General features: G+C 43.7%; 23 protein-coding genes, 1 tRNA gene and 1 riboswitch. Of the genes, 11 read left to right on the plus strand and 13 right to left on the minus strand.

The features are described from left to right. Positions 1-16 precede the first annotated feature (16 nt). The 11 genes from ACFGVS_RS19830 to ACFGVS_RS19880 form a co-directional block, all read right to left on the minus strand. On the minus strand, positions 17-1,078 hold the full coding sequence (locus ACFGVS_RS19830; protein ID WP_439695281.1) for a serine hydrolase domain-containing protein: 1,062 nt from the start codon (positions 1,076-1,078) through the stop codon (positions 17-19). 340 nt (positions 1,079-1,418) lie between these two features. Continuing rightward, a complete protein-coding gene (locus ACFGVS_RS19835; RefSeq protein WP_274210797.1) occupies positions 1,419-2,477 on the minus strand; it encodes a hypothetical protein in 1,059 nt (352 codons plus the stop codon). Further along, on the minus strand, positions 2,477-3,667 hold the full coding sequence (locus ACFGVS_RS19840; RefSeq protein ID WP_439695282.1) for a beta-ketoacyl-[acyl-carrier-protein] synthase family protein: 1,191 nt from the start codon (positions 3,665-3,667) through the stop codon (positions 2,477-2,479). Before ACFGVS_RS19840 ends, ACFGVS_RS19835 begins: the two co-directional genes overlap by 1 nt. A gap of 14 nt (positions 3,668-3,681) precedes the next feature. Next, a complete protein-coding gene (locus ACFGVS_RS19845; RefSeq protein ID WP_090638009.1) occupies positions 3,682-3,945 on the minus strand; it encodes a phosphopantetheine-binding protein in 264 nt (87 codons plus the stop codon). 7 nt (positions 3,946-3,952) lie between these two features. Next, positions 3,953-5,236, minus strand: a complete 1,284-nt coding sequence (locus ACFGVS_RS19850; protein WP_439695283.1) for an ABC transporter permease — start codon at positions 5,234-5,236, stop codon at positions 3,953-3,955. Further along, complete coding sequence (locus tag ACFGVS_RS19855; protein WP_439695284.1) at positions 5,236-5,982, minus strand: ABC transporter ATP-binding protein; 747 nt, start codon at positions 5,980-5,982, stop codon at positions 5,236-5,238. The genes ACFGVS_RS19850 and ACFGVS_RS19855 overlap by 1 nt, the downstream gene beginning before the upstream one ends. 2 nt (positions 5,983-5,984) lie before the next feature. Then, positions 5,985-6,995: a BtrH N-terminal domain-containing protein gene (locus ACFGVS_RS19860; RefSeq protein ID WP_090637999.1), complete on the minus strand. Its 1,011-nt coding sequence runs from the start codon at positions 6,993-6,995 to the stop codon at positions 5,985-5,987. After that, a complete protein-coding gene (locus ACFGVS_RS19865) occupies positions 6,985-7,392 on the minus strand; it encodes a hypothetical protein (RefSeq protein ID WP_274210802.1) in 408 nt (135 codons plus the stop codon). The genes ACFGVS_RS19860 and ACFGVS_RS19865 overlap by 11 nt, the downstream gene beginning before the upstream one ends. An 18-nt stretch (positions 7,393-7,410) precedes the next feature. Then, a complete protein-coding gene (locus ACFGVS_RS19870; protein WP_439695285.1) occupies positions 7,411-8,559 on the minus strand; it encodes a beta-ketoacyl-ACP synthase III in 1,149 nt (382 codons plus the stop codon). Positions 8,560-8,567: 8 nt separating this feature from the next. Continuing rightward, positions 8,568-9,470 (minus strand): hypothetical protein, encoded by a 903-nt coding sequence (locus tag ACFGVS_RS19875; RefSeq protein ID WP_274210804.1) that lies wholly within the window; start codon positions 9,468-9,470, stop codon positions 8,568-8,570. Next, positions 9,470-9,982 carry a hypothetical protein gene (locus ACFGVS_RS19880; protein ID WP_439695286.1) on the minus strand — a complete coding sequence of 171 codons (513 nt, stop codon included), beginning with the start codon at positions 9,980-9,982 and terminating at the stop codon, positions 9,470-9,472. The genes ACFGVS_RS19875 and ACFGVS_RS19880 overlap by 1 nt, the downstream gene beginning before the upstream one ends. A gap of 312 nt (positions 9,983-10,294) precedes the next feature. Between ACFGVS_RS19880 and ACFGVS_RS19885 the strand changes: the two genes are divergently transcribed. From ACFGVS_RS19885 to ACFGVS_RS19905, 5 genes are read left to right on the plus strand one after another with little or no spacing between them, the layout of a single operon-like run. Beyond that, a complete protein-coding gene (locus ACFGVS_RS19885; protein WP_439695287.1) occupies positions 10,295-11,110 on the plus strand; it encodes an SDR family oxidoreductase in 816 nt (271 codons plus the stop codon). 20 nt (positions 11,111-11,130) lie between these two features. Beyond that, positions 11,131-11,589, plus strand: coding sequence for a 3-hydroxyacyl-ACP dehydratase FabZ family protein (locus ACFGVS_RS19890; RefSeq protein ID WP_439695288.1), 459 nt, complete (start codon positions 11,131-11,133; stop codon positions 11,587-11,589). Further along, the gene (locus tag ACFGVS_RS19895; protein WP_439695290.1) at positions 11,586-12,887 is read left to right on the plus strand and encodes a beta-ketoacyl-[acyl-carrier-protein] synthase family protein; all 1,302 of its coding nucleotides are present in this window, start codon (positions 11,586-11,588) and stop codon (positions 12,885-12,887) included. The genes ACFGVS_RS19890 and ACFGVS_RS19895 overlap by 4 nt, the downstream gene beginning before the upstream one ends. Continuing rightward, entirely contained in the window at positions 12,862-13,119 is a 258-nt protein-coding gene (locus tag ACFGVS_RS19900; RefSeq protein ID WP_090637967.1) for an acyl carrier protein, read from the plus strand. Before ACFGVS_RS19895 ends, ACFGVS_RS19900 begins: the two co-directional genes overlap by 26 nt. Next, a complete protein-coding gene (locus ACFGVS_RS19905) occupies positions 13,116-13,784 on the plus strand; it encodes a 4'-phosphopantetheinyl transferase family protein (protein WP_439695292.1) in 669 nt (222 codons plus the stop codon). The genes ACFGVS_RS19900 and ACFGVS_RS19905 overlap by 4 nt, the downstream gene beginning before the upstream one ends. A gap of 15 nt (positions 13,785-13,799) precedes the next feature. Here ACFGVS_RS19905 and ACFGVS_RS19910 read toward each other — a convergent pair whose 3' ends face one another. Next, on the minus strand, positions 13,800-14,279 hold the full coding sequence (locus tag ACFGVS_RS19910; RefSeq protein ID WP_439695293.1) for a hypothetical protein: 480 nt from the start codon (positions 14,277-14,279) through the stop codon (positions 13,800-13,802). 381 nt (positions 14,280-14,660) lie between these two features. Next, positions 14,661-14,725, plus strand: a riboswitch (Fluoride riboswitch). A gap of 212 nt (positions 14,726-14,937) precedes the next feature. Here ACFGVS_RS19910 and ACFGVS_RS19915 point away from each other — a divergent pair. Beyond that, positions 14,938-16,317 carry a voltage-gated chloride channel family protein gene (locus tag ACFGVS_RS19915; RefSeq protein WP_439695295.1) on the plus strand — a complete coding sequence of 460 codons (1,380 nt, stop codon included), beginning with the start codon at positions 14,938-14,940 and terminating at the stop codon, positions 16,315-16,317. Positions 16,318-16,463: 146 nt separating this feature from the next. On the opposite strand, the gene ACFGVS_RS19920 is transcribed toward ACFGVS_RS19915, so the two are convergent. Next, positions 16,464-16,537, minus strand: a tRNA-Pro gene (locus tag ACFGVS_RS19920). A 256-nt stretch (positions 16,538-16,793) separates the two neighbouring features. Here ACFGVS_RS19920 and ACFGVS_RS19925 point away from each other — a divergent pair. The 5 genes from ACFGVS_RS19925 to ACFGVS_RS19945 all read left to right on the plus strand — a co-directional run bounded on the left by ACFGVS_RS19925 (position 16,794) and on the right by ACFGVS_RS19945 (position 23,036). Further along, positions 16,794-20,123: a DUF4175 family protein gene (locus ACFGVS_RS19925; RefSeq protein WP_439695296.1), complete on the plus strand. Its 3,330-nt coding sequence runs from the start codon at positions 16,794-16,796 to the stop codon at positions 20,121-20,123. Position 20,124: 1 nt separating this feature from the next. Beyond that, the gene (locus ACFGVS_RS19930) at positions 20,125-20,547 is read left to right on the plus strand and encodes an ATP-binding protein (RefSeq protein ID WP_090637941.1); all 423 of its coding nucleotides are present in this window, start codon (positions 20,125-20,127) and stop codon (positions 20,545-20,547) included. After that, on the plus strand, positions 20,547-20,978 hold the full coding sequence (gene ybeY, locus ACFGVS_RS19935; protein WP_439695298.1) for an rRNA maturation RNase YbeY: 432 nt from the start codon (positions 20,547-20,549) through the stop codon (positions 20,976-20,978). Before ACFGVS_RS19930 ends, ybeY begins: the two co-directional genes overlap by 1 nt. 41 nt (positions 20,979-21,019) lie before the next feature. Then, positions 21,020-21,535 carry a glutathione peroxidase gene (locus ACFGVS_RS19940; RefSeq protein WP_439695299.1) on the plus strand — a complete coding sequence of 172 codons (516 nt, stop codon included), beginning with the start codon at positions 21,020-21,022 and terminating at the stop codon, positions 21,533-21,535. Positions 21,536-22,235: 700 nt separating this feature from the next. Continuing rightward, the gene (locus tag ACFGVS_RS19945; protein WP_274210814.1) at positions 22,236-23,036 is read left to right on the plus strand and encodes a sulfite exporter TauE/SafE family protein; all 801 of its coding nucleotides are present in this window, start codon (positions 22,236-22,238) and stop codon (positions 23,034-23,036) included. Positions 23,037-23,046 lie beyond the last annotated feature (10 nt).

Consider the following 23,046-nt stretch of genomic DNA (forward strand, 5'->3'; position numbering starts at 1 on the left):
TTTATTAGTTAAAAACTCACTTACACCCCGGAATTATATACTTTACCAACAAATCAAAAGCCCGTTTGGCCTTCCAGCTATTGTAATTGCCCTGGGTAAATACAACTACCAAATCTAAATCTTTAATAATCATAATGTACTGGCCGCCATTGCCCGAGGCAAAAACAACGTCTTCCGTATAACCCGGAGTTTTTACCTTTTCGTTGTACCAGTAATAGCCGTAATAAGCAGGCTGCGGAGTGGCCATTTTATTCCTGCTCAATTTAACAAACGAAAAATCGGGAATTGAAATAGTGGCTGTGGTTGATGCCCTGAGCCATTGTGCCGATACTATCCGTTTTCCCCGCCAAACGCCATTGTTTTTTACCAGCAGCCCAATTTTAATCATATCCTTTGGCAGCAGGAAAAAGGATCCGGCAGTGGCGCCATGTCCGGCGGGATCAACTGTCCAGCGGTAGCTGGTAATCCCCAACGGATCAAACAAATGTTTTTTAGCAAAGGCCATAACAGACATATGGGATGCATTACTGATAATACCACTAATAATCATTGGGTTACATGATGTATAGTTCCAAACTGTACCAGGATCGTTTTTCACAGGCAAATCCAACGAGAACTTAATCCAGTCTTTGGTTTCAACCATTTCGGTTTCGCAATCCTTACCGTCATCATCCCATTCATTACAATCAAAGCCCGACCGCATTTCTAAAAGGTTTTTGATGGTGATAAGCTGTTTCCGTGCATCATTATTGGCAAATGATTTATACTCAGGGAAAAACGCATAAACCTTTTGATCTGCATTTTTCACAAAGCCTTTATCAATGGCAATGCCCATCAGCAGGCTGGTTATAGATTTAAATGACGACCGGGAATCGTGCAGCGAATCGGCAGTATAACCGTTAAAATAATGCTCGTAAATTAGTTTGCCACCTTTGGATATCAATATGCTGTGGACGCCGGTGTATTCCTGCTTTTCGATGGCGTGGGTCATCGAATCTAACAAAGCATGCGTTTGCGCATGTGCCCAATTGGATAGAAAGAAGTAAATAAGGGCCAAGTATTTTATTGGAGACGGCATATTTCTGTTGATAATGGCTGATATAACGTTAAATCATCCAGAAGATAAGACGCATGGGATATTGGCGCGTTGCAAAGTGAATCTTTATATTATCTTAAATTGTTTTATCTGTCGCGGGGTTTTTAACTCGTGACTACCGCTGGTTTCAGCTTTCAGCTGAAGCTAAGCCGGAGGCTTAAACCAGGTTAACCCACGAGTTACGCTACGCTAACCTCGAGGGAGGTGATAGGGGCGCATAATTGCGCTTCCCGCAGGACATTCAGGATTTTCAGGGCCGATTTGCATGTGTGATTTGCACGCGGGAGACGCAATTATGCGTCTCCTACAGAAAAACAGAAATTTATGCGGGCACACTCACCAGCATACAACTATGTTGCCCGACTTTATGGGTGTTGTATATCAGTATATTTTTAAAACTACTTGCTTCGCCGTTTCTTTTTATCATATGCTGCGGCATGATTAACGCCCCGCTAACAAAATTGCAGGCCAGCCAAAGTGCAAATGACGATGCCGTTGGATACTCGCCGCACATATGCTTAAAGCGGGCTATGGTGGTATATTTATCGAACAAGCTATCGCAGGAAGTATAAAAAGGGAGCGAGCGCTTATCGCCATTTTCGCCGGTTAACAGCAAGTCTGGCTTTTCGCCTTCGGCAAGGTTTTCTTCAACAAACTTTTTAATGCGGATTTTAATCACCTCAACATCGGCGCTATGTATGGTAGTTATTGCTTTCAATTGCGCCATGGCGTTTTGTTTATTACCACTAACCATAAACATGGCCGCTCCTTCGCCAGACAGACTACCATCGGTTGTAGAACTGTACATGTCGCTGTTCAGGCAATCTTCTTTCTTAAACCAGCCCGCAAGGGTATCAAGGGTATAGTTGTTAAACGAAATTTCGTCAACGCCACCCAATAAATAGCAACTATCCGGGTTTTCATTCAGCAGCATGACTGCATCGATAACCGCGTTTTCAAAAGCCAGCCCACGGTGAACATGGGTAAGGTTATAGTTTTTGTTATTGCTGATAAAGGCTATTTGCGATGATATGGTATTGGGGGTACCCTGCACAAAACTACCCGGTGTGAGCATATCCTCGTTATACTCAATAATCTGGTTCAGGAACTTGCCGTTCTCCTCCATTCCGCTTACCTGGGTGCCTATGATAATGCCATCGGGCTGTACGGCATCTGCAAGCAGCGGCAGGGCGGCTCCCGAGCCGATGCGGGTACTTTTACTCATCCGGCGTAAAGCATTGCCTTTAAACTGCGGATAAGCAGGCTCAATGGCATACAGTTTGTTTTCAACCGAAGGGCGAAGCGTTTCAATGTCGATGTTGTCTCCAAAGGTTTGCTGCGGCGAAATACATGTGGTTTTGTGGATATACAACTTCATCATTAAGCTTTTGAAAAAATTAATGATGTACAATTCCCGCCAAAACCAAACGAATTACTCATTACATGTTTTATAGTGCCGGTGTTGTAAGCCTGCACCGGCTCAAGGCCAATATCAGTTATCGGTTCATTAAAATTCAAATTAGGGTATAGTTCCTGCCTGTCGATATTCAGAATGCTGTACACCGCCTCGATAGCGCTGGCTGCGCCAAGCGTATGCCCTGTAAAGCCTTTGGTAGATGCAAAACCGGGCAGGGTGTTAAACAGGCGCAGCATAGCGCGGCTTTCAACCTCGTCGTTATTCTCGGTGCCGGTGCCGTGGGCATTTATAAAGTCGATATCTGCTGGTTTTAACCCGGCATTATCCAATGCATTTTTCATAGCCAGGTACGGGCCATCGCCCTCCGGGGATAACGAAGATGGATGATAGGCATCATTGGCATTTCCATAACCGCTCACCTCGGCATAAATCTTTTTTCCTGTCGCATCGGCCTCTTTCTCTAATACTAAAAATGCTGCGCCTTCACCTAAATTAAGGCCTTTACGGTTTTGATCGAAAGGGGCACAAGGTTCGTCGGAAAGAATACGCAGGGCGTTAAAACCATTAACCGTGAATTTGGCCAGGCTATCGGCCCCGCCTACAATTACACGATTTGCCAGTCCGTTCTTAATCAGCCTGCAACCGTACATAATAGCATTTGCTGATGACGAGCATGCCGTATTCAGGGTGTTAATTACTCCGGTTATCCCATAACGCGTTTGTATGTATAGGTTTACCGATGCATAATCGTATGATTTTACGTATTCAATATGTTCGGCATCGCCATGGGTATTGGCGTATAACTCGTCGGTAAGGCACATGCCACCTACGGTTGTAGCACCCACAAGCGCGGTATCGGCGGCCGTTAATTCGTTTTGGGTTAACCGGGCATCGGCAATAGCTTCGTTAAACGCATGTAAGGCAAGCAGGGTGGTGCGGGTAACACCCGGTTCTGTTACGCCAAGTTTTGTTTTTAATTCCTGGGTGCCGGTCAATACTTCGCCGAAAGGCAGAAGTCCCGAATAGCGCGAAGGGAAATTGCCCCCTCCCTTAATAATTCCGGTTTTGCCTTGTACCAATGCAGTATGATTTTCAGCTACCGAGTGGCCAATAGCGCTGATCACTCCAATCCCGGTTACTACAATCCTGTCCAATTTTTTATCCGTGTTTATTTTTGCCCGTTTTGCTCAATATACCTTGCCATGGTGTTCACGTCTACAAGTACCTTGCGGCCTTCCTTAGGGTCTTGAATGTTGATGCCGTACTCGCGTTTTAACAGTACTATAAGTTCCAGTGAATCGATGGAATCAAGCCCCAGGCCATCGCCAAACAACGGCTCATCGTCTTTAATGTCTGCCGGGGTAAGATCAGTTAAATTCAGGAACTGAATGATCTGAACTTTTAACTTCTCTTTTAGTTCTGTAGTTTCCATTTGGTATCTATATTAAATTCTTTCTTTTTAAACCAATAAATGTTAGCGCCTGGAATACAAATGTAATTCCAACCAACGGAATAATGCTGATAACAACATCCTTTAATCCCGCGCCCTCTAAAAATAAGCCATAATAGGCTTCAATGCACCAATGCAATGGCGATAATGAGCTTATTGTTTTTAATGCCCCCGGCATGGCAAATGAAGGCACCATCAGGCCGCCAATAGCCGATAGTATCACTATGGATACCGCTCCAAAGCCGTTTGCCTGCTCCTGCGTATGGGCAAACACGCCCACACAAATGGCGTAACTTACCGCGCAATAGCCAACGGCCACCGTTACCAATATCAAACCGAAGATATCTGCCGGTAAGTTTAACGCGGGCAAATTAATATACGGAAAAAACCATAATCCCAACGAAAAAATCACCAAAGCCTGGAACAAGGTGACGCACAGATAGGTGATCTGCTTAGATAACAGGCCTACAGCAAAATTAGTAGGCAATGTTTTTAAACGGATAAAGCTGCCGCTAACCTTTTCCCTCACCACACTGCCACTTAACGACATGATGATAAAAAACATGGCGAATATAGTCCAGGCGGGTACATTGTGCTGGGTGGCGTTTGGCGCGGTTATACTGCCGCCCTTTGATACCGGCACCTGTTTTATTTCGGCCTTTCCGTTCAGCATTTCCTGTTCCAGCTTTTCGGGCATCTCCTTTTCGTTTATAGCAAAATAGAGTGTGCGCAGTGTTTCCCGGCTTTCCACAATCTGTAAGGCGCTGGTTAAGGCTCCGTTTACCGAAAAGCGGATAGACTCGGGTATGGAAGGATTGTAATGTAAGATCAATGGCGTAGGTGCTGTCAGCGTTTCTTCTTTAGCTGAGTCGGCCTGCAGGCCAAAACTTTTTAATGCTTTGTTGGATGATGATTTGGCTTTTGCCTCAATCTTTGCCGAAAAATCGGGCGGAATAGTAATGGCCAGCATGGCGTCGGCGTTATGCATGGCATCGCCCATTTGCTGCTCGTTTAATTTTGATGCTGCCTGCACCACTTTAAACATGCCAATTTTGCTGATGGTGGTTGTGAGTTGTTTGCTTAGCTTACCGGCATCATTATTAGAAACCACTACGGTGAGCTTGTTTTTGTTCATCAGCTGAAAGGTGCTGTTTTGAATAAGCGTAACCACAATAACCAAAATAACGGGCATGATAAACATTAGCGATATGCCTACTTTGTCGCGCAGCAATATCCTTACATCTTTTACTATGGAGGCCCAAAGCTTAAACATTAGTTCCGGTAATCCTTTCCTGTTAAGTTTAAAAACAGTTCCTCCAGGTCCTGGTGGCCATACTCTTCCAGCAAGCTATCCAGTTTTCCTTCCCTAACAATCTCGCCCTTATCAACAAGGGCTATCTGCTCGCACAGACCCTCGGCTTCGGCTAACTGGTGCGAGGTATAAATCAACGTGGTGCCCTGTTTATTCAGCTGTTTTAAATAATCAATGATAGCGTGGCGGGTTTGTACATCCACACCAACAGTTGGTTCATCCAAAAACAAAATCTTCGGATTATGAATAACCCCTATGGCCAAATTCACCCGGCGTTTCATTCCTCCCGAAAAATTTTCAACGGCTTTGTGGCTTACATCTGTAAGCCCCAATATCTCCAATAATTCAGCCGAACGATGGGCTATCTGTTTGCGGCTTAAGCCGTACCAGGCCCCAAAAAACTCCAGGTTTTCTATCGGGCTAAGTTCCTGGTAAAAGGAAAAATCCTGCGGAACAAAACCAAACAGCTTATTTACAGCCTTGCTTTTGTTGCCTATTTTATGCCCCAGCAATTCAACCGTGCCTTTATCGGCAACCAGCAGGCCGGTCATCAAATTCATGAGCGTGGTTTTACCGGCGCCATTGGGCCCAAACAAGCCAAAGCGTTCGCCTTCGGCAATCTTTAAATTCAGGCCATCATAAGTCACCCCCGAGTTGCCCGGATAATGAAAACAGAGGTTTTCGATATTTACGGCGAGAGATTTCATGCTTACCATTTAATATTTTTAAGCAGTGTAAAAGCTTTCTTTTCTATTTCGGCAATTTCTAACAAATAGTTGCCCATCACATTAAAATCTTCCTGGCTGCCTATGCGGCCTTTGTAAATACCCGCGGCCTGTACGGCGGCTGTTCGCCACATATCGCCGGCCTGGGTAAACATTTCTGACGCCTGTAGCAACACCGGGTTTGGCAGGTAATCATTAGCCTGTTGTAAAAACGCGGCATAAATGTACCTGAATCCGCCGCCACCTGTGCCTATTTCTTCCTGCATACGTACCAACTGTGCAAGGTACAAACCTGCAGTTTTAAGGCCCAGCTTATCGCGCCAGCCTTTTATTTTATTGCCCGTGTACCTTATCCCGTTTACGCCAGCGAAAGGCCCGGGGATGGAGATCATGTTAAAAGCATTTTTTTTAATGCCGCTTTTAATAGCGCTCCTGATCTGGTCGTCGGTGATTTCCGTTTGATTGGCAGGATAGTATAATTGTCCCTTTGGTGCCAAAGCCCCTTTGGCAAAACGCACGCGCTCCAACTCGTAGCTGGTTAGCGTGGTGGCGTGCTCCATAATAGGGTCGCTAATCAGGTAATTATCCCCTTCTTTGCCAAAAACAATCAGGTTATGCGCGTTAAAGTGGAAGCGGTACTCTTTAGGAAAATAGGATAAATAATAAACCCCTACCTGCGCGCCAACCGGCTGCCCGGCTTCAAGGCTTTCCATCAAAGCGGCCTCGGCCTTTTCTTTGGAACTGAACTTTTTCTGTATCACCGGGATGCCCAGTGATTTACAGGTACGGTTAAATATAAAGCCGGGCATAGAGCGAAAAGCAATTGCCGGCCCATTATTTATTTTTATTAGCGGTACGTATACAAAAAACAGCCCGGCGCCAATACCAAAAGCCAGAGGCTCGGTTATTTTGCCGTTCGAGATCTTTTTTAATAAATTACTGGTAACCCCCGATTCGCAATGTGCAGCTTGTCCGTGTTCAAAATCAATCTTCATGCACATCCATACTTTTTAGCTCTTCAACCTTTACATTAAAGGCCTCGGCATATTTTTTTAAATCCTTTTCCGATAGTTTATTAAACACACCGGGTTTCAGGTGGCGTTTTATCTGCCATTTCCAAAAGCCGGTATAATCGGCCAAAATACTCAAATCCATCAATCGCAACTCCATAAAAAACAACAGCGGACTGGCCTCTCCATTTAAAACCCTTTGTTTAGCGTTGGCAATGCGGCCATCAATTTCCTGCCAGGCAACATCAAGCGCAGTTATTTTTACATCCCATCCATCACTAAGCTGGGTTACATACCTCCCGTCGCTATCGGTAGCATAGCAAACCTCTTTGGTAATTTTACCAAGCGAACTTAGGTCCTGGGGTACGTTTTCCTTTTTCATTACAAACAGCTAAAACGATCAAACAACGGTTAGCATAGCGTACATATATGAAAATCTGGAGCTTTCGGGCACCAACAGCAATATTTTTTCGCCTGCTTTTAGTTTGCCGCTGTGAAACAACTCGTTTATCATTAAATAAACAGATGCCGCGCCAACGTTACCTACGGTATAAAGGTTCATAAACCATTTTTCGTAAGGGATACCGCCGCCGTAAATCTCCACCATATCATAAATTTTCGGCCTGAAAAAGTCGCTGGAGATATGGGGTAAAAAGTGGTCGATATCCAAGGTGGTTAACCCACGTCGTTCAAAAATCTCTTTAATCTTGGCTCCGCCCAAAGGCACAATATTGTCACTCAGCAATCCAATATCCTGCTTTACACTGAAGATGGATTTATTTTTAATCTCTTCGGGCGTAAAGTCCATAAAACCTTTCAGGCTGCCATCCGGCTGTTTTTCGGCCCCCATGTACATACAAGCATCCATCTGGTTGGCGTATGATACACCTTCAATCCAGTCAACCCGCAAACTCAGGCCTGTTTCATTTGGTTTATCGGTCATTAAAAATGCCGATGCCCCGTCAGAAAGCATCCACCTTAAAAAATCTTTATGAAATGCGATATACGGATTTTCGGTAAGCTCTTTTAATTTCTGCGCCTCCTCTTCAAACACGTCAGACACCAACAAGCCCGAAAACCTTTCAGACCCGGTAGCCACCGCTTGTTTGGCATCGCCAGATTTGATGGCCATAAAAGCATATTTTAAAGCATGCATCCCGGCGCAGCAAACCCCAGCCGGCGATACCACCTCAATCGGACCCGCCTCGGGAAGCCAGCCATGCGTCATTACCCCGTGGCTTGGCATCATTTGATCGGGCGATGACGTACCGCATGATAGGATATCGGTTTCCTCTATTTTAGCATCGGTATTTTTAAACAGTTCCTTAACGGCCAATGCGGTCATCTCGGCATTGGTATGCGTAGCCTTTTTATTTTTATCTAAAGCATAATACCGGGTGGTTATGGCATTATTGCGCAGTACTATTTTTTTTGATTTAGAGGGTTTATTGTCGATATAACCCAGATACTGCTCCATATCATCATTTGCAACGGGTTCGTTGGGCAGAAAAGCAGCTGTGGCGTTTATATAAACCTGATTAAAAGACATGTATATTTTTAATTTAGTTGTAAGTAAAAGTTCTTTTTCTCCTGTATCCTGTCACCAAAAAACGGACGTATTAAAATCATATCAACCGTTAAGGCTATAGGGGCAACAATAAACAGGGCAAAAAAAAGATAATATTTAAAAGCTGCAAGCCATGCCCCCTTATTTTTGCGCTTGGAAATAATTTTTGCCCAAACCGAAAATATAATCCTGGCCTTCCCTTCTATAAACATCAGGGGGTATTTAATGTTTACGGCGTCGTTGTGCATTAGCTCGTCCTGCAGGCTATCCCAATAGTCAACCATATTAAGCCTGGCCGCTATAACCCTGCCAAATTTGCTGGTGTCTTTTATTTCCTGCTCATCAACACCTGGCTTGGGGAATATATTCAGGTAGCTTTCTTTTTTACCCGTAAGCATCCAGTAAAAAATAGTAACAAAACTTATTGGGTTAAGGTGCCTGTCAACCAGGGCAATGTTACCAACCAGTCTTCCGCCGGCATCCTGAATAGATTTGCGCACCCGCACAAAGGCGTTTAGCCACATATTACGGGCAGCACTGATGGTTACAACAGGCGTATCTTGTACTACTTTAATAAAGTCGGGGTGGTTAAGCAGTGAATTTGATGGGATGCTGGGCGATAAAAACCAGGGCTGGTAACCAACAATAATCAAATCGTATTTGGTTTCCTTTAATAAAAATGGCTCCACTTGAGCGGGTACGCCTAAAACACAGTCGGGCATAACCCCAAAAAAGCTTGAACCTGTCCATGGAAAATTATAGCCGTTTACCATTTTTATCTCCACCTTTTCAACCGATGCCCCTGCGTCAATAATAGGCTGTGTTAACGAGTCGATGACATCGCGCATTTGACCCGATTGGGTGTAGTAAATAGCTAAGATCTTCTTACTCATTATTCAGCAGGTTTAAGGTCTTCAGTGTGCAAAACTTTAGATGTTTTGGTATAATCAACTATTGCACGCTGTACTACAGGCGACAAGGTTTTAAAGTTTTTTATTACCATAGTTTTATCCTTTTCGATATCTGTACGGTAATGCACAATTTTGGGTGCTTTTTCCTGGATAACCAAACGTAAAAAATGCAGATCTGTATTGTCGGGCTCGGCCAGCAGGGCTGTTTCCAGCTTAATCCGGCCGGCTTTAAAAAAGCTTAGCTTATCTTTGGGCTTGCCGGCAAGGCTGGCTTTTTTCATTAATAAAGCGCCCTCATAGCCGCTTTTTGTTTCGGTTCCGGCATCAGCAAATGTGGCCAGTTCCTGGTTAATTTCGTCAATATTATCGCTTGCCATTGCTTTATAAAAAGCAGCTTTTTCTAATTTCTGCGCATAAAGCGTGGTGTTACTACCCGCCATAATTATCAGCACAAAACAAACAAAAGCAATGCGCTTTTCAATATAATTCTTCATAAAGCTTACCAAATGTAATAAATATTACGTGCCCTGCAAACAGCTTTGCTCTTTACTCATAAAGCATAAGCGCAACCGTTTTTGCTTCATTTAGTTTTAAATTTTTTTAATAACTTAAACCCATGGGTCACTGTATATGATGCTTTTTGCCTGTAATGGTTTAACCACGCCCAATTAATAGCGGTTGCACCATTAAAATCCGGTTTTCTTTCGCTTACTTTGGGGTTTGAATTTTTTTCGGAAATTTAATAGCGAAATAATTTACACTATCTTCCGTACCATAAATGACAAAATTAACTATCAGCAATTTACATGGATAAAACTAAACAGTTTTCGGGTTCATGGGCTGTAATTTTAGGGGGGTCTGGCGGCTTCGGGTTTGGGGCTTTGCAAAAGCTTGCCGCACATGGTATGAATGTAGCGGTTTTGTACCGGGAAACCTCCATTACCGAAAAACCACTCAAAATAAAACTTAGGCAGATTGCTGAAACAAATGGGGTAACCATACTGCCGTTTAACATAAATGCGCTTGAACAAACCGGGCGCGATTTATTTTTAAAACAATTTACCGAAGTTGCTGTACATAAACATTGTGTTAAGTTATTACTGCATTCAATAGCCCGGGGCAATTTAAAACCGCTGGCTACCGAATCAGAAAACGCCGGCAACACCGCTGTTCTTTCAACTGATGATATACAGGCCACAAGCTATGCCATGGCCAATAGTTTACTTGACTGGACGAGGTTGTTGCTTAACGCCGGACTTTTTAATGCAGATGCCCGTATTATAGGCCTTACCAGCGATGGGGCGCATAAATATTGGGAAAGCTACGCGGCGGTATCTATCGCCAAGGCTTCGTTAGAAAGCCTTGCAAAATACATGGCTGTTGAATTCAGCCGTTTTGGTTTAAAAACCAATCTGATACAGGCCGGGGTTACCGAAACGGCATCATTAAAAAGAATACCGGGCAGCGATAAATTAATTGAACTGGCCACGGCAAACAACCCGATGGGCCGGTTAACAAAGCCCGCAGATGTTGCAAACGTAATATATATGCTTTGTACCGACGAAGCCTTTTGGATAAATGGTGCATTGATTCATGTTGACGGTGGCGAACATTGTTTGTAACTATATTGATTTTTAGAAACATGAATAACCATATACTTAATCATTTACCATACAAATCTACTTTCCGCTTTATTGATAACATTACATCATTAAATGAAAACGGGGTTACCGGCGATTTTACGCTTAAACAGGATGCCTTTTTTTATGAAGATCATTTTGAAGGTAATCCTGTAACACCCGGCGTTATCATTACCGAAATTATGGCCCAGATTGGTTTGGTTGTGCTGGGTATATTTTTGATTATGAAAGAGCCCGGCAATGATTTTACCAGCGATACATCGCTGTACCCGGTGCTTACGTCAACAGATGTTTCTTTTTACAAAATGGTTTTACCTGGCCAAAAGGTGACGGTTATTTCTAAAAAACAATATTTTCGTTTTGGTAAGTTAAAATGCATTGTGGAGATGCTGAACAGCGAAAAGGAAATTGTTGCAAGGGGTACATTTGCCGGCATTATTAAACATCTTGACTTAAAATGAGCAGGCGCGTTGTTGTTACAGGTATGGGGGTGGTATCGCCAAACGGCATCGGGATCAGCACGTTCCTTGAGGCTATACAAAACGGCGTGTCGGGCATTAAATTTCAGCCCTTGTATGAGGAATTGAAATTTAGCTGTCATGTTGCGGGCAAGCCCGATTTTGTACTGGAAGATCTTAAAACCAAAAACTACATATCCGAGGTTGTTTTTCACGGCCTTAAGGGCACCAATATTGGTTATGGCCTTATGGCCGCGCTTGATGCCTGGGCTGATGCCGGCCTGGAATATGATACCGACGAACCCCGTTGGGAAACCGGCTGCATTTTTGGCAACAGCGTATCAGATACCGAGGCCATGAAAAACGTAATAACCCGCGTTGATAACAAAGAAGCCAAAAAATTAGGCTCGCGCGTGGTGGAGCAGGCCATGAACAGCGGGGTTACCTCCTATGTATCGGGCCGTTTAGGATTGGGTAATAAAGTAATTACTAACTCGGCGGCATGCGCTACCGGCACACAGGCTATTTTAATGGGCTACGAAACCATTAAAGATGGCTACGCCAAACGAATGCTGGTTGGCAGCAGCGAATATGTTGACACCTATGTATTTGGCTCGTTTGATTCTATGCGTGTATTATCCCGTAAATATAATGATCAGCCCGAAAAGGCATCAAGGCCGATGAGTATAACCGCGGGTGGCTTTGTACCGGGCTCCGGTTCGGCCGCCCTTGTTTTGGAAGACCTGGAATTTGCTTTGGCCAGGGGCGCAAAAATTTACGCCGAGGTTTTGGGCGGCTCAACCAATAGCGGCGGCCAGCGCATGGGCGGCTCCATGACGGCGGCTAACCCGCAGGGTGTTATCAAATGCATTGAAGATTCCATAGTCAACTCAAATATCAGCCCTAATGATATCGACCTCATCAGCGGCCACCTGACTGCCACCAATGCCGACATGCAGGAAATTCAAAACTGGTGCAAAGCGCTTGGCCGGGGCGGTGACGATTTCCCGCTGATGAATTCGCTTAAATCGATGATCGGCCATTGCTTAAGCGCAGCGGGATCTATCGAAGCTGTGGCATCAATATTGCAAATGGAACACGGGTTTGTTCATCCTAATATAAACCTGGATGATCCGAATCCCGAAATAGGCAACTACATCAATTTAAACCGTTTGCCTGTTTCGATAGTCAAAAAAGACATCAATATCGTTGCTAAAGCTAATTTTGGCTTCGGCGACGTCAATTCCTGCTTAATATTTTCTAAATTTAACCCTAATGACACGACAAGAGATTTTAATTGAACTAAAAAAAGTTTTATCGCCATATACCCTTGATAAAGAAGCCCTGGCCGGCATAGACGAAAATACCGACCTTATTAAGGACCTGAAAATCAATTCGGCCAATCTTGTTGACATCATTATTGATGCGGAAACTAAATACAATATCGAAATAGATTACGATGCTGCTGATAAAATGGTGAACGTGGGCGGCTGTATTGATGTGATTGAAGAAAAGACTAACCAGCAAACATGACAATAAGCGCCGGTAATGATATTGTAGACCTCCAGTCCATCGACACCGCGCGAACAAGCGACCCCAGGTTTTACAGCAAATTCATTACCGGCCCCGAAACTGGATTACGCAGCCTGTCCCAACTGGCTGATATGCCAACTGAGCATTTTGTGTGGCTTTTATGGTCGGTTAAAGAGTCGGTTTACAAATTTGAACAAAGGCATAACCCCGGGCTTGTTTTTTCCCCCTCAAAAATTATTGTCGAGCATATTACCCCCGCTTTGAATATGGCCCACGCCACCAACGGGCCAATTGAAGGTAAAGGGTTTGATGAGCAGCCCTGCTATAAAAGCACCATGGCTTTTAATCAACATACGTTTTATTCCCGGTCGATAATTACCAACCGTTATATCGTTACTGTAGTTAACAACCGTGATCATTTCGAAAATATGTACTGGGGTGTTAAGCCGATTGACAATAGCAGCCCCGCATATCAGTCAATACTAGTACGGGAATTTATCATAAAAAAACTCGGTGCTTTTTTTGAATCCAACCAGCTGAATATTATTAAAACCCCGTCAGGCTGCCCCATTTTACATGATGGACTGGCCGAAACAACTATACCTGTTTCATTGGCGCACCATGGCCAATATGTGGCTTATGCATTCCATTTAGCCGACGCATAGGATACTGCCTTTCGCTCAATTAGCTAATGCCTCTATCTTTTTGATATCGCGGTAGCAGATGTATAATGGGATAAAACCGAAAATGCCAAAACAACAATCAATGCACCGCCAATAAATGGGGATACCACGTATGGGGCCGGCAATAAATGCCAGCGGAAAAACCATAACGCAGGCTATCATTCCAAACTGTATTATCCAGATGTTTTTTACCGGATTACGCAGGGGGCCGATAAAAACCATGGCGATAACCAGGTGCCCAAATGCAAGCCAATCGGTTCCGTAGCTTAAATAAGGGTAGTTTTGATTGGTTGTTTTTACGGCCAGGTAAACCTGTGCAATCCAATTGTGCATAAAAACCGGGAATATATTTACGCTGGCCAGGAATGCCAGCTCGGTTTCTATCGGGAAGGCGGTTATCCCGCTTAATACCAGCCCTATAATAAATACAATGATCCAGGTTTTTACTTTTTTGCGTAGTTGAGGTTCGGTTTGCATGATGGGTGTGAATTTAAGATTATTCAGACCGAAAATGCCGCGCTAAATCAGCAAAAAAAAGTTTTTGCCCGGAAATTAAACGCACACTTTCCATGCCGTTACAATGCGTATATCTTTATATAGTGTACCGGCGGGTCAAACGCATCTGATTGGGTTAACATAACTTAACATATTTTGGATATTTTTTAACATAAATGCTTGACAATAAGCGCTTTATATTTTATCATGGTTAACACTAAACCGATTGCGCAATTTAAGCGCCTCCAAATATTTGTGCCTGGTGTTGGCTTGATATACTTGAAGCGGCAATACAATATGGGGGCGGGATTTCCGGCGAAAATTAAACTTCAAGCTGAGACACTCCCTTCTTTTTATTATATTTGTTGCAAAGGAAATGGTGTCTTCCTACTCAACCGCCCTAAAAAGCTGATGGCGCCTGCGTTAAGAAACCGTGGAATAATATTCCGCGCTAATTTTTTGCAGGTGAAAATTTTTCAGATCAAATCCCATTCAAAAACAGGCCGCTGCTCACGGCCCGTATTCCCTTTGTATAACATATCTGCGCATCAACCGGTAAGCATCAATGCTTTTATGGTATTGTTTTGCGTCATCGTTTACAATCCATCAATTTTAAAAACTAAATTAGCATCGCTATAAAATGAACGATAACCTTTTTACGTCCGAACATTTTTCGATAGTGAAAAACCTGCTGAGGTGGACACTTATCATCATCCCCATTGCCATAGTTATCGGCAGTATGGTGGCTTTATTTTTATGGCTGCTGAGCTGGGCAACACATTTCCGGTTTGCCCATACTTACCTTTTATATTTATTGCCTGTTGCCGGCGTTGTAATCCATTTGATATATAAACTGGCCGGAAAATCGGCAGAAAAGGGAAACAACCTCATTATTGACGAAATCCACCAGCCCGATTGCGGTGTACCCAAACGGATGGCACCGGTAGTTTTGCTTACCACGGTTATCACCCACTTATTTGGCGGATCGGCCGGGCGCGAGGGTACGGCGGTACAAATTGGCGGCAGTATAGCGCAGGCTTTTGCTAAATGGTTTAAGCTAAACCCGGCCGATACCCGCACCATACTTATTGCCGGCATAGCCGCCGGCTTTGGCGCTGTATTTGGCACACCTGTTACCGGGGCCATATTTGCTATGGAGGTTTTAACCATTGGCCGCATACAATACAATGCCTTGCTGCCCTGTTTAATGGCCAGTATTATTGGCGATGTCACGGTTGCCGCCTGGGGCATTCACCATACTGCTTATCATATTGATGTTTTTGCAAACGTGCCCCGGTGGTACGCTACTTATACGGCCTTTGATTTTTTATTGCTGGGTAAAATCGTTTTAGCTTCGGTAGCCTTTGGCCTGGCCAGTTACCTGTTTGCATACCTGGTGCATGGCTTAAAATCTTTTTTTGCAGCTATTGTTCCAAAACCATGGCTCGTTCCCGTCCTTGGCGGATTGATCATTATTGGCCTTACCATCCTGTTGGGCAAACCAGATTACCTCGGCCTCGGGGTCGACCCTGAACATGCCGGGGCAATCACCATACCATCGGCATTTAACGTGGGCGGGGCCGATACCTGGAGCTGGCTGTGGAAAACCATATATACAACCGTTACCCTTGCAAGCGGTTTTAAAGGCGGCGAGGTAACGCCCTTGTTTTACATCGGGGCAACACTGGGCAATACCTTATCGGTTTTAATGGATGCCCCGGCCGGCCTTTTTGCTGCCCTGGGTTTTATAGCAGTATTTGCCGGTGCAACCAATACCCCCCTGGCCTGTACTTTTATGGGAATTGAACTTTTTGGCAGCCAGTATGCATTGTTTTTCGCGGTAGCTTGTTTTACGGCCTATTTTTTTAGCGGGCATACGGGCATTTATGGTTCGCAACGCATAGGCATTGCTAAAACACCGGGCCGCTACGCCGATGCTGCAACGCTGGCCGAGGCAGATAAACGCAGGCGGGCATATATGCGGCAGAAATTGGCAAAGTATAGGTTAAGGGGAAAATAGCGTTGGCGGGGTTGTTAGGGGTTTAGGACTGTAGCGTCGGTTTTTATAACCGTGTTTGGGAAACACAAGGGGTCAACAAACAAAAAAGAGCACATCATATAAGGCCAAAACCACCTATGATATGCTCTCTATTGCTTCTTTTCTCGTCGGGATGAGAAGATTCGAACTTCCGACCTCCAGCACCCCATGCTGGCGCGATACCGGGCTACGCTACATCCCGAAATAATGTAGGGAGTGCAAATATATAATTTGCAGATTTAATTCAAAACTGTAAATTAAATACAATCCTTTTTCTGTCAAAAGAAACGCTGCCAGCCGTTCTGCAACGCGGCTAAAGGGGTTTCGGCCATTATATTGTTAAATATTATAACGTTGCTTTTTATTCGGCTTTGATTTTTTATCTTAACACCCTCGATAAATATAATATCGCCAATATTTTCCGTTTAATTATGTATTTGATACTTTAGCGCCGAACTATGTCAGCTGCCGGGAATTATGAATTACTCATTGAAAAGATAAATATCTTTATAAGGAAGTATTATTTTAATAATTTTTTGCGTGGGTTGATATTTTTGGGCGCCGGCCTGTTTAGCGCTTATGTAATAATTACGCTGGGCGAATATTTTGGAAATTTTAATATTCTTTTCCGCACTATCCTTTTTTATTTTTTTATCCTGCTCAACGCGGGCCTGGTATGTTGGCTTATATTACCGCCGCTGTTATCATGGCTTAAATTGGGCAAGTCGTTAAGCCACGACGAAGCCGCCGAAATTATAGGCAAACATTTTCAGGATGTAAATGATAAACTGCTGAACACCCTGCAGCTAAAAAAACTGGCCGCTGCCGATGAAAGCCACCGCGCGCTTATCGAAGCCAGCATTGATCAAAAAATCGAATCATTAAAACCTGTGAGCTTTCCGTCGGCTATCAACATCCGCGAGAATGCTAAATACCTCAGGTATATCCTGGTGCCGGTTGCCGTTATCGTGGTTATCGCATTGGCCGCCCCATCCGTATTAACCGAAAGTACCAAAAGGCTCATCAGGCATAATGAGTATTTTATACCTGCTGCGCCCTTTAAATTCAATCTGCTCAATAAAACCCTTTCGGCAGTTCAGGGCGATGACCTGAAGCTGGAGTTGAGGCTTGATGGCGATAAATTGCCTGCTGATGTATATGTAGAAACCGCCAACAACACGTTTAAGCTTGATAAAGAGAATATCAGCCGCTTTCATTATCAATTTACAAATTTGCAGCAAAACACCAAATTCAGGCTGATTGGCAATGGTTTTACATCGGCACCGTACGAGATTAAGGTAAGCCAGAAACCTGCTTTACTTCACTTTGATCTGGAATTAAATTATCCTGCCTACCTGCATAAAAAAAACGAAACACTTTTAAATGCCGGCGATTTGGTAATACCCGCAGGAACGGCCGTCAGGTGGCTGTTGCATACCCAATATGCAACCGGGCTGCGCTTTTTTATGGACAATGAACCACGCCAGGCCGTAGCCAGCGGTGCCGGATTATTTGAGCATAGCGAAAAAGTTTACAAAAATGCGGCTTACAGCCTTACCCCAATAAACACCCAGGTAAGCCACACCGACCCGGCCACTTATCATATTAACGTGATTTTGGATGAGCCTCCGGTAATAAGTGTTGAAGAGAAGCCCGACTCGGTAAGTATGAAATCGTTATATTTTAATGGCAAAATTCAGGATGATCATGGTTTTTCTGATTTGAGCTTCCATTACAATGTACAATCACCCGGCAATAGCGGCAATCCAAAAACGTTTGTAAAACATGTGGCGGCCGATATGGCACAAGCGCAGGCCGATTTCTTTTATTTTTGGAATTTAAAAGATATGGGCATTAAGCCGGGCGACCAGGTTACCTATTTTTTTGAAGTAGCCGATAATGATGGTATAAACGGACCCAAAAAAGCCCGCACCCCCGAACGCAGCCTTCATGTGCCGGATGCCAACGAAGTAACGGAGCAATTGAACGCCGGTACGCAGGCCATCAAACAAAAAATGCAATCGGCCATTAAATTGGCCGGGCAGGTTGAAAAAGAGTCGCAGAAGCTGAACCAGATGCTGCTGAACAAAAACAGCCTTTCGTTTGACGAAAAGAAACAGGTAGAAGATTTGCTGCAAAAACGAAAAGACCTGGAAGACCTTGTGAAGGAAATAAAGGACGATAACAAAAAAAATCTGTACAACCGCCAGGAAAGTCAGCAGCAAAATGAAGAGATACTGGCCAAACAAAAACAAATTGAAGATTTATTTAACAACGTACTTGATAAAAAAACAAAGGAGCTTTTGCAAAACCTGCAACAACTGCTAAACGAACAACAAAAAGATGCCACCCGTGATGAATTGTCTAAAATGCAGATGGACAATAAATCGCTAAAAAAGGAACTTGACCGGATGCTGGAACTGTATAAAAAGCTGGAATTTGATCAGAAACTAAACCAGCAGATTGATCAGTTGAATAAACTTGCTGATAAGGAACAAAAACTGTCTGAACAAACGCAACAACAGGGGGCCGATAAAAAACAATTGCAGCAGGAGCAGGATAACCTGAAAAAGGAATTTGACGATGTAAAAAAAGGATTTGACGATCTGCAAAAAACAAATGAACAAACCGAGCACAAAAGCGATTTTCAGAATCCCGAAAAGGAAACACAAAGCATAGCGCAAAAAATGGAACAAAGCGCCGGCGATTTACAAAAAAACGATAAAAACAAAGCCAGTAAATCGCAAAAGCAGGCTGCTGATGAAATGAAGGATTTGGCCGGCAAGTTACAGCAACAAGACCAGGAGGGCGAAAGCAAAGAAAACGCGGTTGATACCCAGCAGCTACGCGAGTTGTTGAAAAACCTGGTGAACAGTTCATTTAGCCAGGAAAAGCTGATGCAAACACTAAAAACTACCAGCCCCACAGATCCGGCTTACGTTACCCTCTCGCAAAGCCAAAAGGACATTAAAGATAACCTTAAAACGGCCGAAGATAGCTTGTACGCACTTAGCAGGCGCATCGCGCAAATTCAATCAACCGTTAATACCGAGATAAGCAGCATAAACACCCATATAGACCAGGCCCTGGATAACCTGGGCGACAGGCGCACGGCCGAAGCCAACCGCAACCAACAATATGCCATGACATCCATGAACAACCTTGCCCTGATGTTGAGCGAAGCGTTGGACCAACTGCAAAAAATGATGAATAAAAGCAAAAGCGGCAAGGGCAAGCCGCAGTCAATATCACAACTGAACAAAATGCAACAGCAGTTAAACAAAAACATGCAAAAAGCACGGGAGCAAATGCAGCAACAGGGCAATAAACCAGGACAGAGCCAACCCGGGCAAGGCAACATGAGCGAACAATTGGCCCGTATGGCGCGCCAGCAACAACAGATAAGACAACAGCTGGAGCAGATAAATCGTGAAGAAAATAACAATGGTACAGGTAAATTAGGTAATTTAGATAAAATTTCGCAAGAAATGGAACAAACTGAGCGAGATCTCGTAAACAAGAAGATTACAGACGAGGCGTTAAAGAGGCAACAACAAATACAAAGCCGGTTATTGGAAGCTGAAAAAGCGCAACAGGAGCGTGAGCAGGATCAGCAGAGAGAAAGCCAGGCCGGCAAAAATATACCTCCGGGATACATAAAAGCGTTGCAGGGTTACCAGCAACAACGGGCAAAACAGACAGAACAGGTAAAAACAGTATCTCCGGCACTTAATTTGTATTACAAGCAAAAAATTAAATCTTACTTTGATCAACTTAATGCCAAATAATATGGAACAGGCAAATGTTCAAACCGGCGAATTATTCACGTTACAGCTACCGTCGAACCCGGAGAGCATAACGCAGCTTGAAGCGCTGATAGAAGAGATTGCTGATAAATACCATGTTGCAGATGATACTTTTGCCAACATGATGACTTGCTTAAACGAAGCCGCTATAAATGCTATTATACATGGCAACAAACTTGATGCAACCAAAAAGGTAATTATTAATGCCGATGTTGCCCCAAAGCGCGTTATATGGACGGTTACCGACGAAGGTGAAGGCTTTGATTATAATCACCTGGCCGACCCAACAGCGCCGGAAAACCTGGAGAGCCTTACCGGCCGTGGCGTTTTTATTATTAAGCACCTGGCCGACCAATGCATTTTTAACGCAGCGGGTAACGAAATTGAACTACATTTTAAAATATAATGCCCGCCATCAGTTTTTTTGAAGAAGACATTAACTATAAGCTAAAAAACAAAGCCCTTGTGCGCCAGTGGATTAAAGAAGCCATTGTTGCCGAGGGTTTTAAATTGAAAGAGCTAAACTACATTTTTTGCTCTGATGCTTACCTGCTTACCCTTAACCAGCAATATCTTGATCATGATACCTACACCGATATCATCACTTTTGATAACAGCGAGGTTAAAGGCGATATTGTGGGGGATATTTTTATATCGATAGAGCGGATCCGTGAAAACGCCGTTAAGTTTGGCCATTCAGAAACAGAAGAACTTCATCGCGTAATTATTCATGGCGCATTGCACCTGTTAGGCTATACAGATAAAAGTGTTGTTACAAAGAAAAAAATGACACAAAAAGAGGATGAGTATTTAGCTAAGCGTAGTTTTATTGGCTAATTTTACCCGCATATTTGTTTAACCATCAATTATTTAAAACCATGAAATTACTTTCTTTAATATTGGGCTTCGTTTTAATGACGGCCGCTCCATCGTCGGTTTATGAGTTTAAGCTGAAAACTATCGACGGGGATAACTTTTCGCTGGCCAAATACAAAGGCAAAAAGGTATTGATTGTAAACACGGCCTCGAAATGTGGCTTTACCAAACAATACAAAGATTTAGAAGCATTGGCCGAAAAATACAAAGGCAAACTGGTTGTAGTTGGCTTTCCTGCAAATAACTTTGGCGGCCAGGAACCGGGCACTAATCAGGACATAAAGACCTTTTGTCATGACAATTTTAACGTAACGTTCCCGATGAGCGGAAAAGTTAGCGTTTTAGGTTTAGATATCGACCCATTGTTCCAATATCTTACAACAGCGCCAAATCCTGATTTTACAGGCGACATTAAATGGAACTTCGAAAAGTTTTTGATCGACGAAAATGGCAAACTCATCCACCGTTTCAGGTCGGCAACCACGCCAATGTCTGAAGATATTACCAAATACCTTTAATTAGATTTTAGATATAACTGATATTCCAGAAGGCCCCGGTTTTTCCCGGGGCCTTCTTTGTTTTTATCCGCTGCCGGGGCCCGCGTTAAATTTTTTGCGAAATTTAAGGGCTTCTGTCTCTAACATATTTTCGCCCTATTTACTACTTATACCTAATGCTGCCCGGGGACCCCGGGGAACGCTATTCATCGATATAAAAAGGGCATCCACCGATATTAGTATGCGGATGGAAACGTTTTAGTCTAATTTCAGCGCTGAAATTAAAACGGTTATTTTAATAATGCATGAATAAACTACTACTATAATCCCAAAGGGAGGTTTGCTTTGGCAAATCATCATACTCTTGTCGTTCTTTACTTGTTTCTTCATACTTGTTAAGAAGATACTTTCAGTTAATAGTTAATTAATCAGCGCCTGCTCGGAGTGCGGCGCTTTTTATTTTTCCCTGCCTGGTTAATTTACTATAAAACCGGGTTCGGGCTATCGCATGTTGGCAACCCATAGTATCCGGCACCTTTTAACCGCAAATAAAATAACCCCTTTCGATTTACCCCCTGGTTTGAAAATATCATTACCTCTTTGCGTCCTATCCCGGAAGCATATCGGGATTGCATTGGAAAAAATAAAAATCCGTGGTGACATAAGTCACCGCAGCAGGTGGGCAAATCATTTACTTTTGTGTTAATAATTAGTTTTAAACATGCACGTTTTCGCTTACCTCGCATCTGCTTTAATCGGAATTTCGCTTGGCCTGATTGGTGGGGGCGGCTCAATCATGACGGTTCCGGTGCTGGTTTACCTTTTTGGCGCCAGCCCGCTTTTGGCCACCTCTTACTCCCTGTTTATTGTTGGCTCAACCAGTTTGGTTGGCGCTTTTACCAACTACCGCAAGGGACTGGTGAATGTGAAAACAGCGTTGCTTTTTGGTTTAACATCTATCAGCACGGTTTTTATCGCCCGTAAGTTCCTGTTGCCCTTAATACCCCATAACATTTTACAGATAGGTTCATTTCAGCTCACCGAAAATATCCTTACCATGGTGCTTTTCGCGCTGTTGATGGTGGCCGCGGCAACAGCAATGATTAAAAGCGGCAGTAAGACGGAAGTGCCACAAAACACGGGCGAAAAAAAAAGCAACATTACCAAACTTTTACTTTATGGTATAGCCATAGGGTTGGCCACCGGCTTCTTAGGGGCAGGCGGCGGCTTTTTGCTTATCCCAACCCTTGTTTTACTGGTTGGCTTGCCCATGAAAGAGGCTGTTGGTACCTCGCTGCTCGTTATCGCCATGAATTCGCTGATTGGCTTTACCGGCGACCTGGGTCATTTTACTATAGACTGGGCATTTCTGATAAAAATAACCGCGATAGCCATCGCCGGCATATTTGCAGGCGGCTTAATTAGCCGCCGGGTTGATGCCAACAAATTAAAAAAAGCCTTTGGCTGGTTTGTATTGGTAATGGGTATTTATATACTGGCCAAAGAACTGTTTTTTAAGTAAATTTAATGCG

This window comes from Mucilaginibacter sediminis (assembly GCF_051903035.1).
Classification (GTDB): domain Bacteria; phylum Bacteroidota; class Bacteroidia; order Sphingobacteriales; family Sphingobacteriaceae; genus Mucilaginibacter.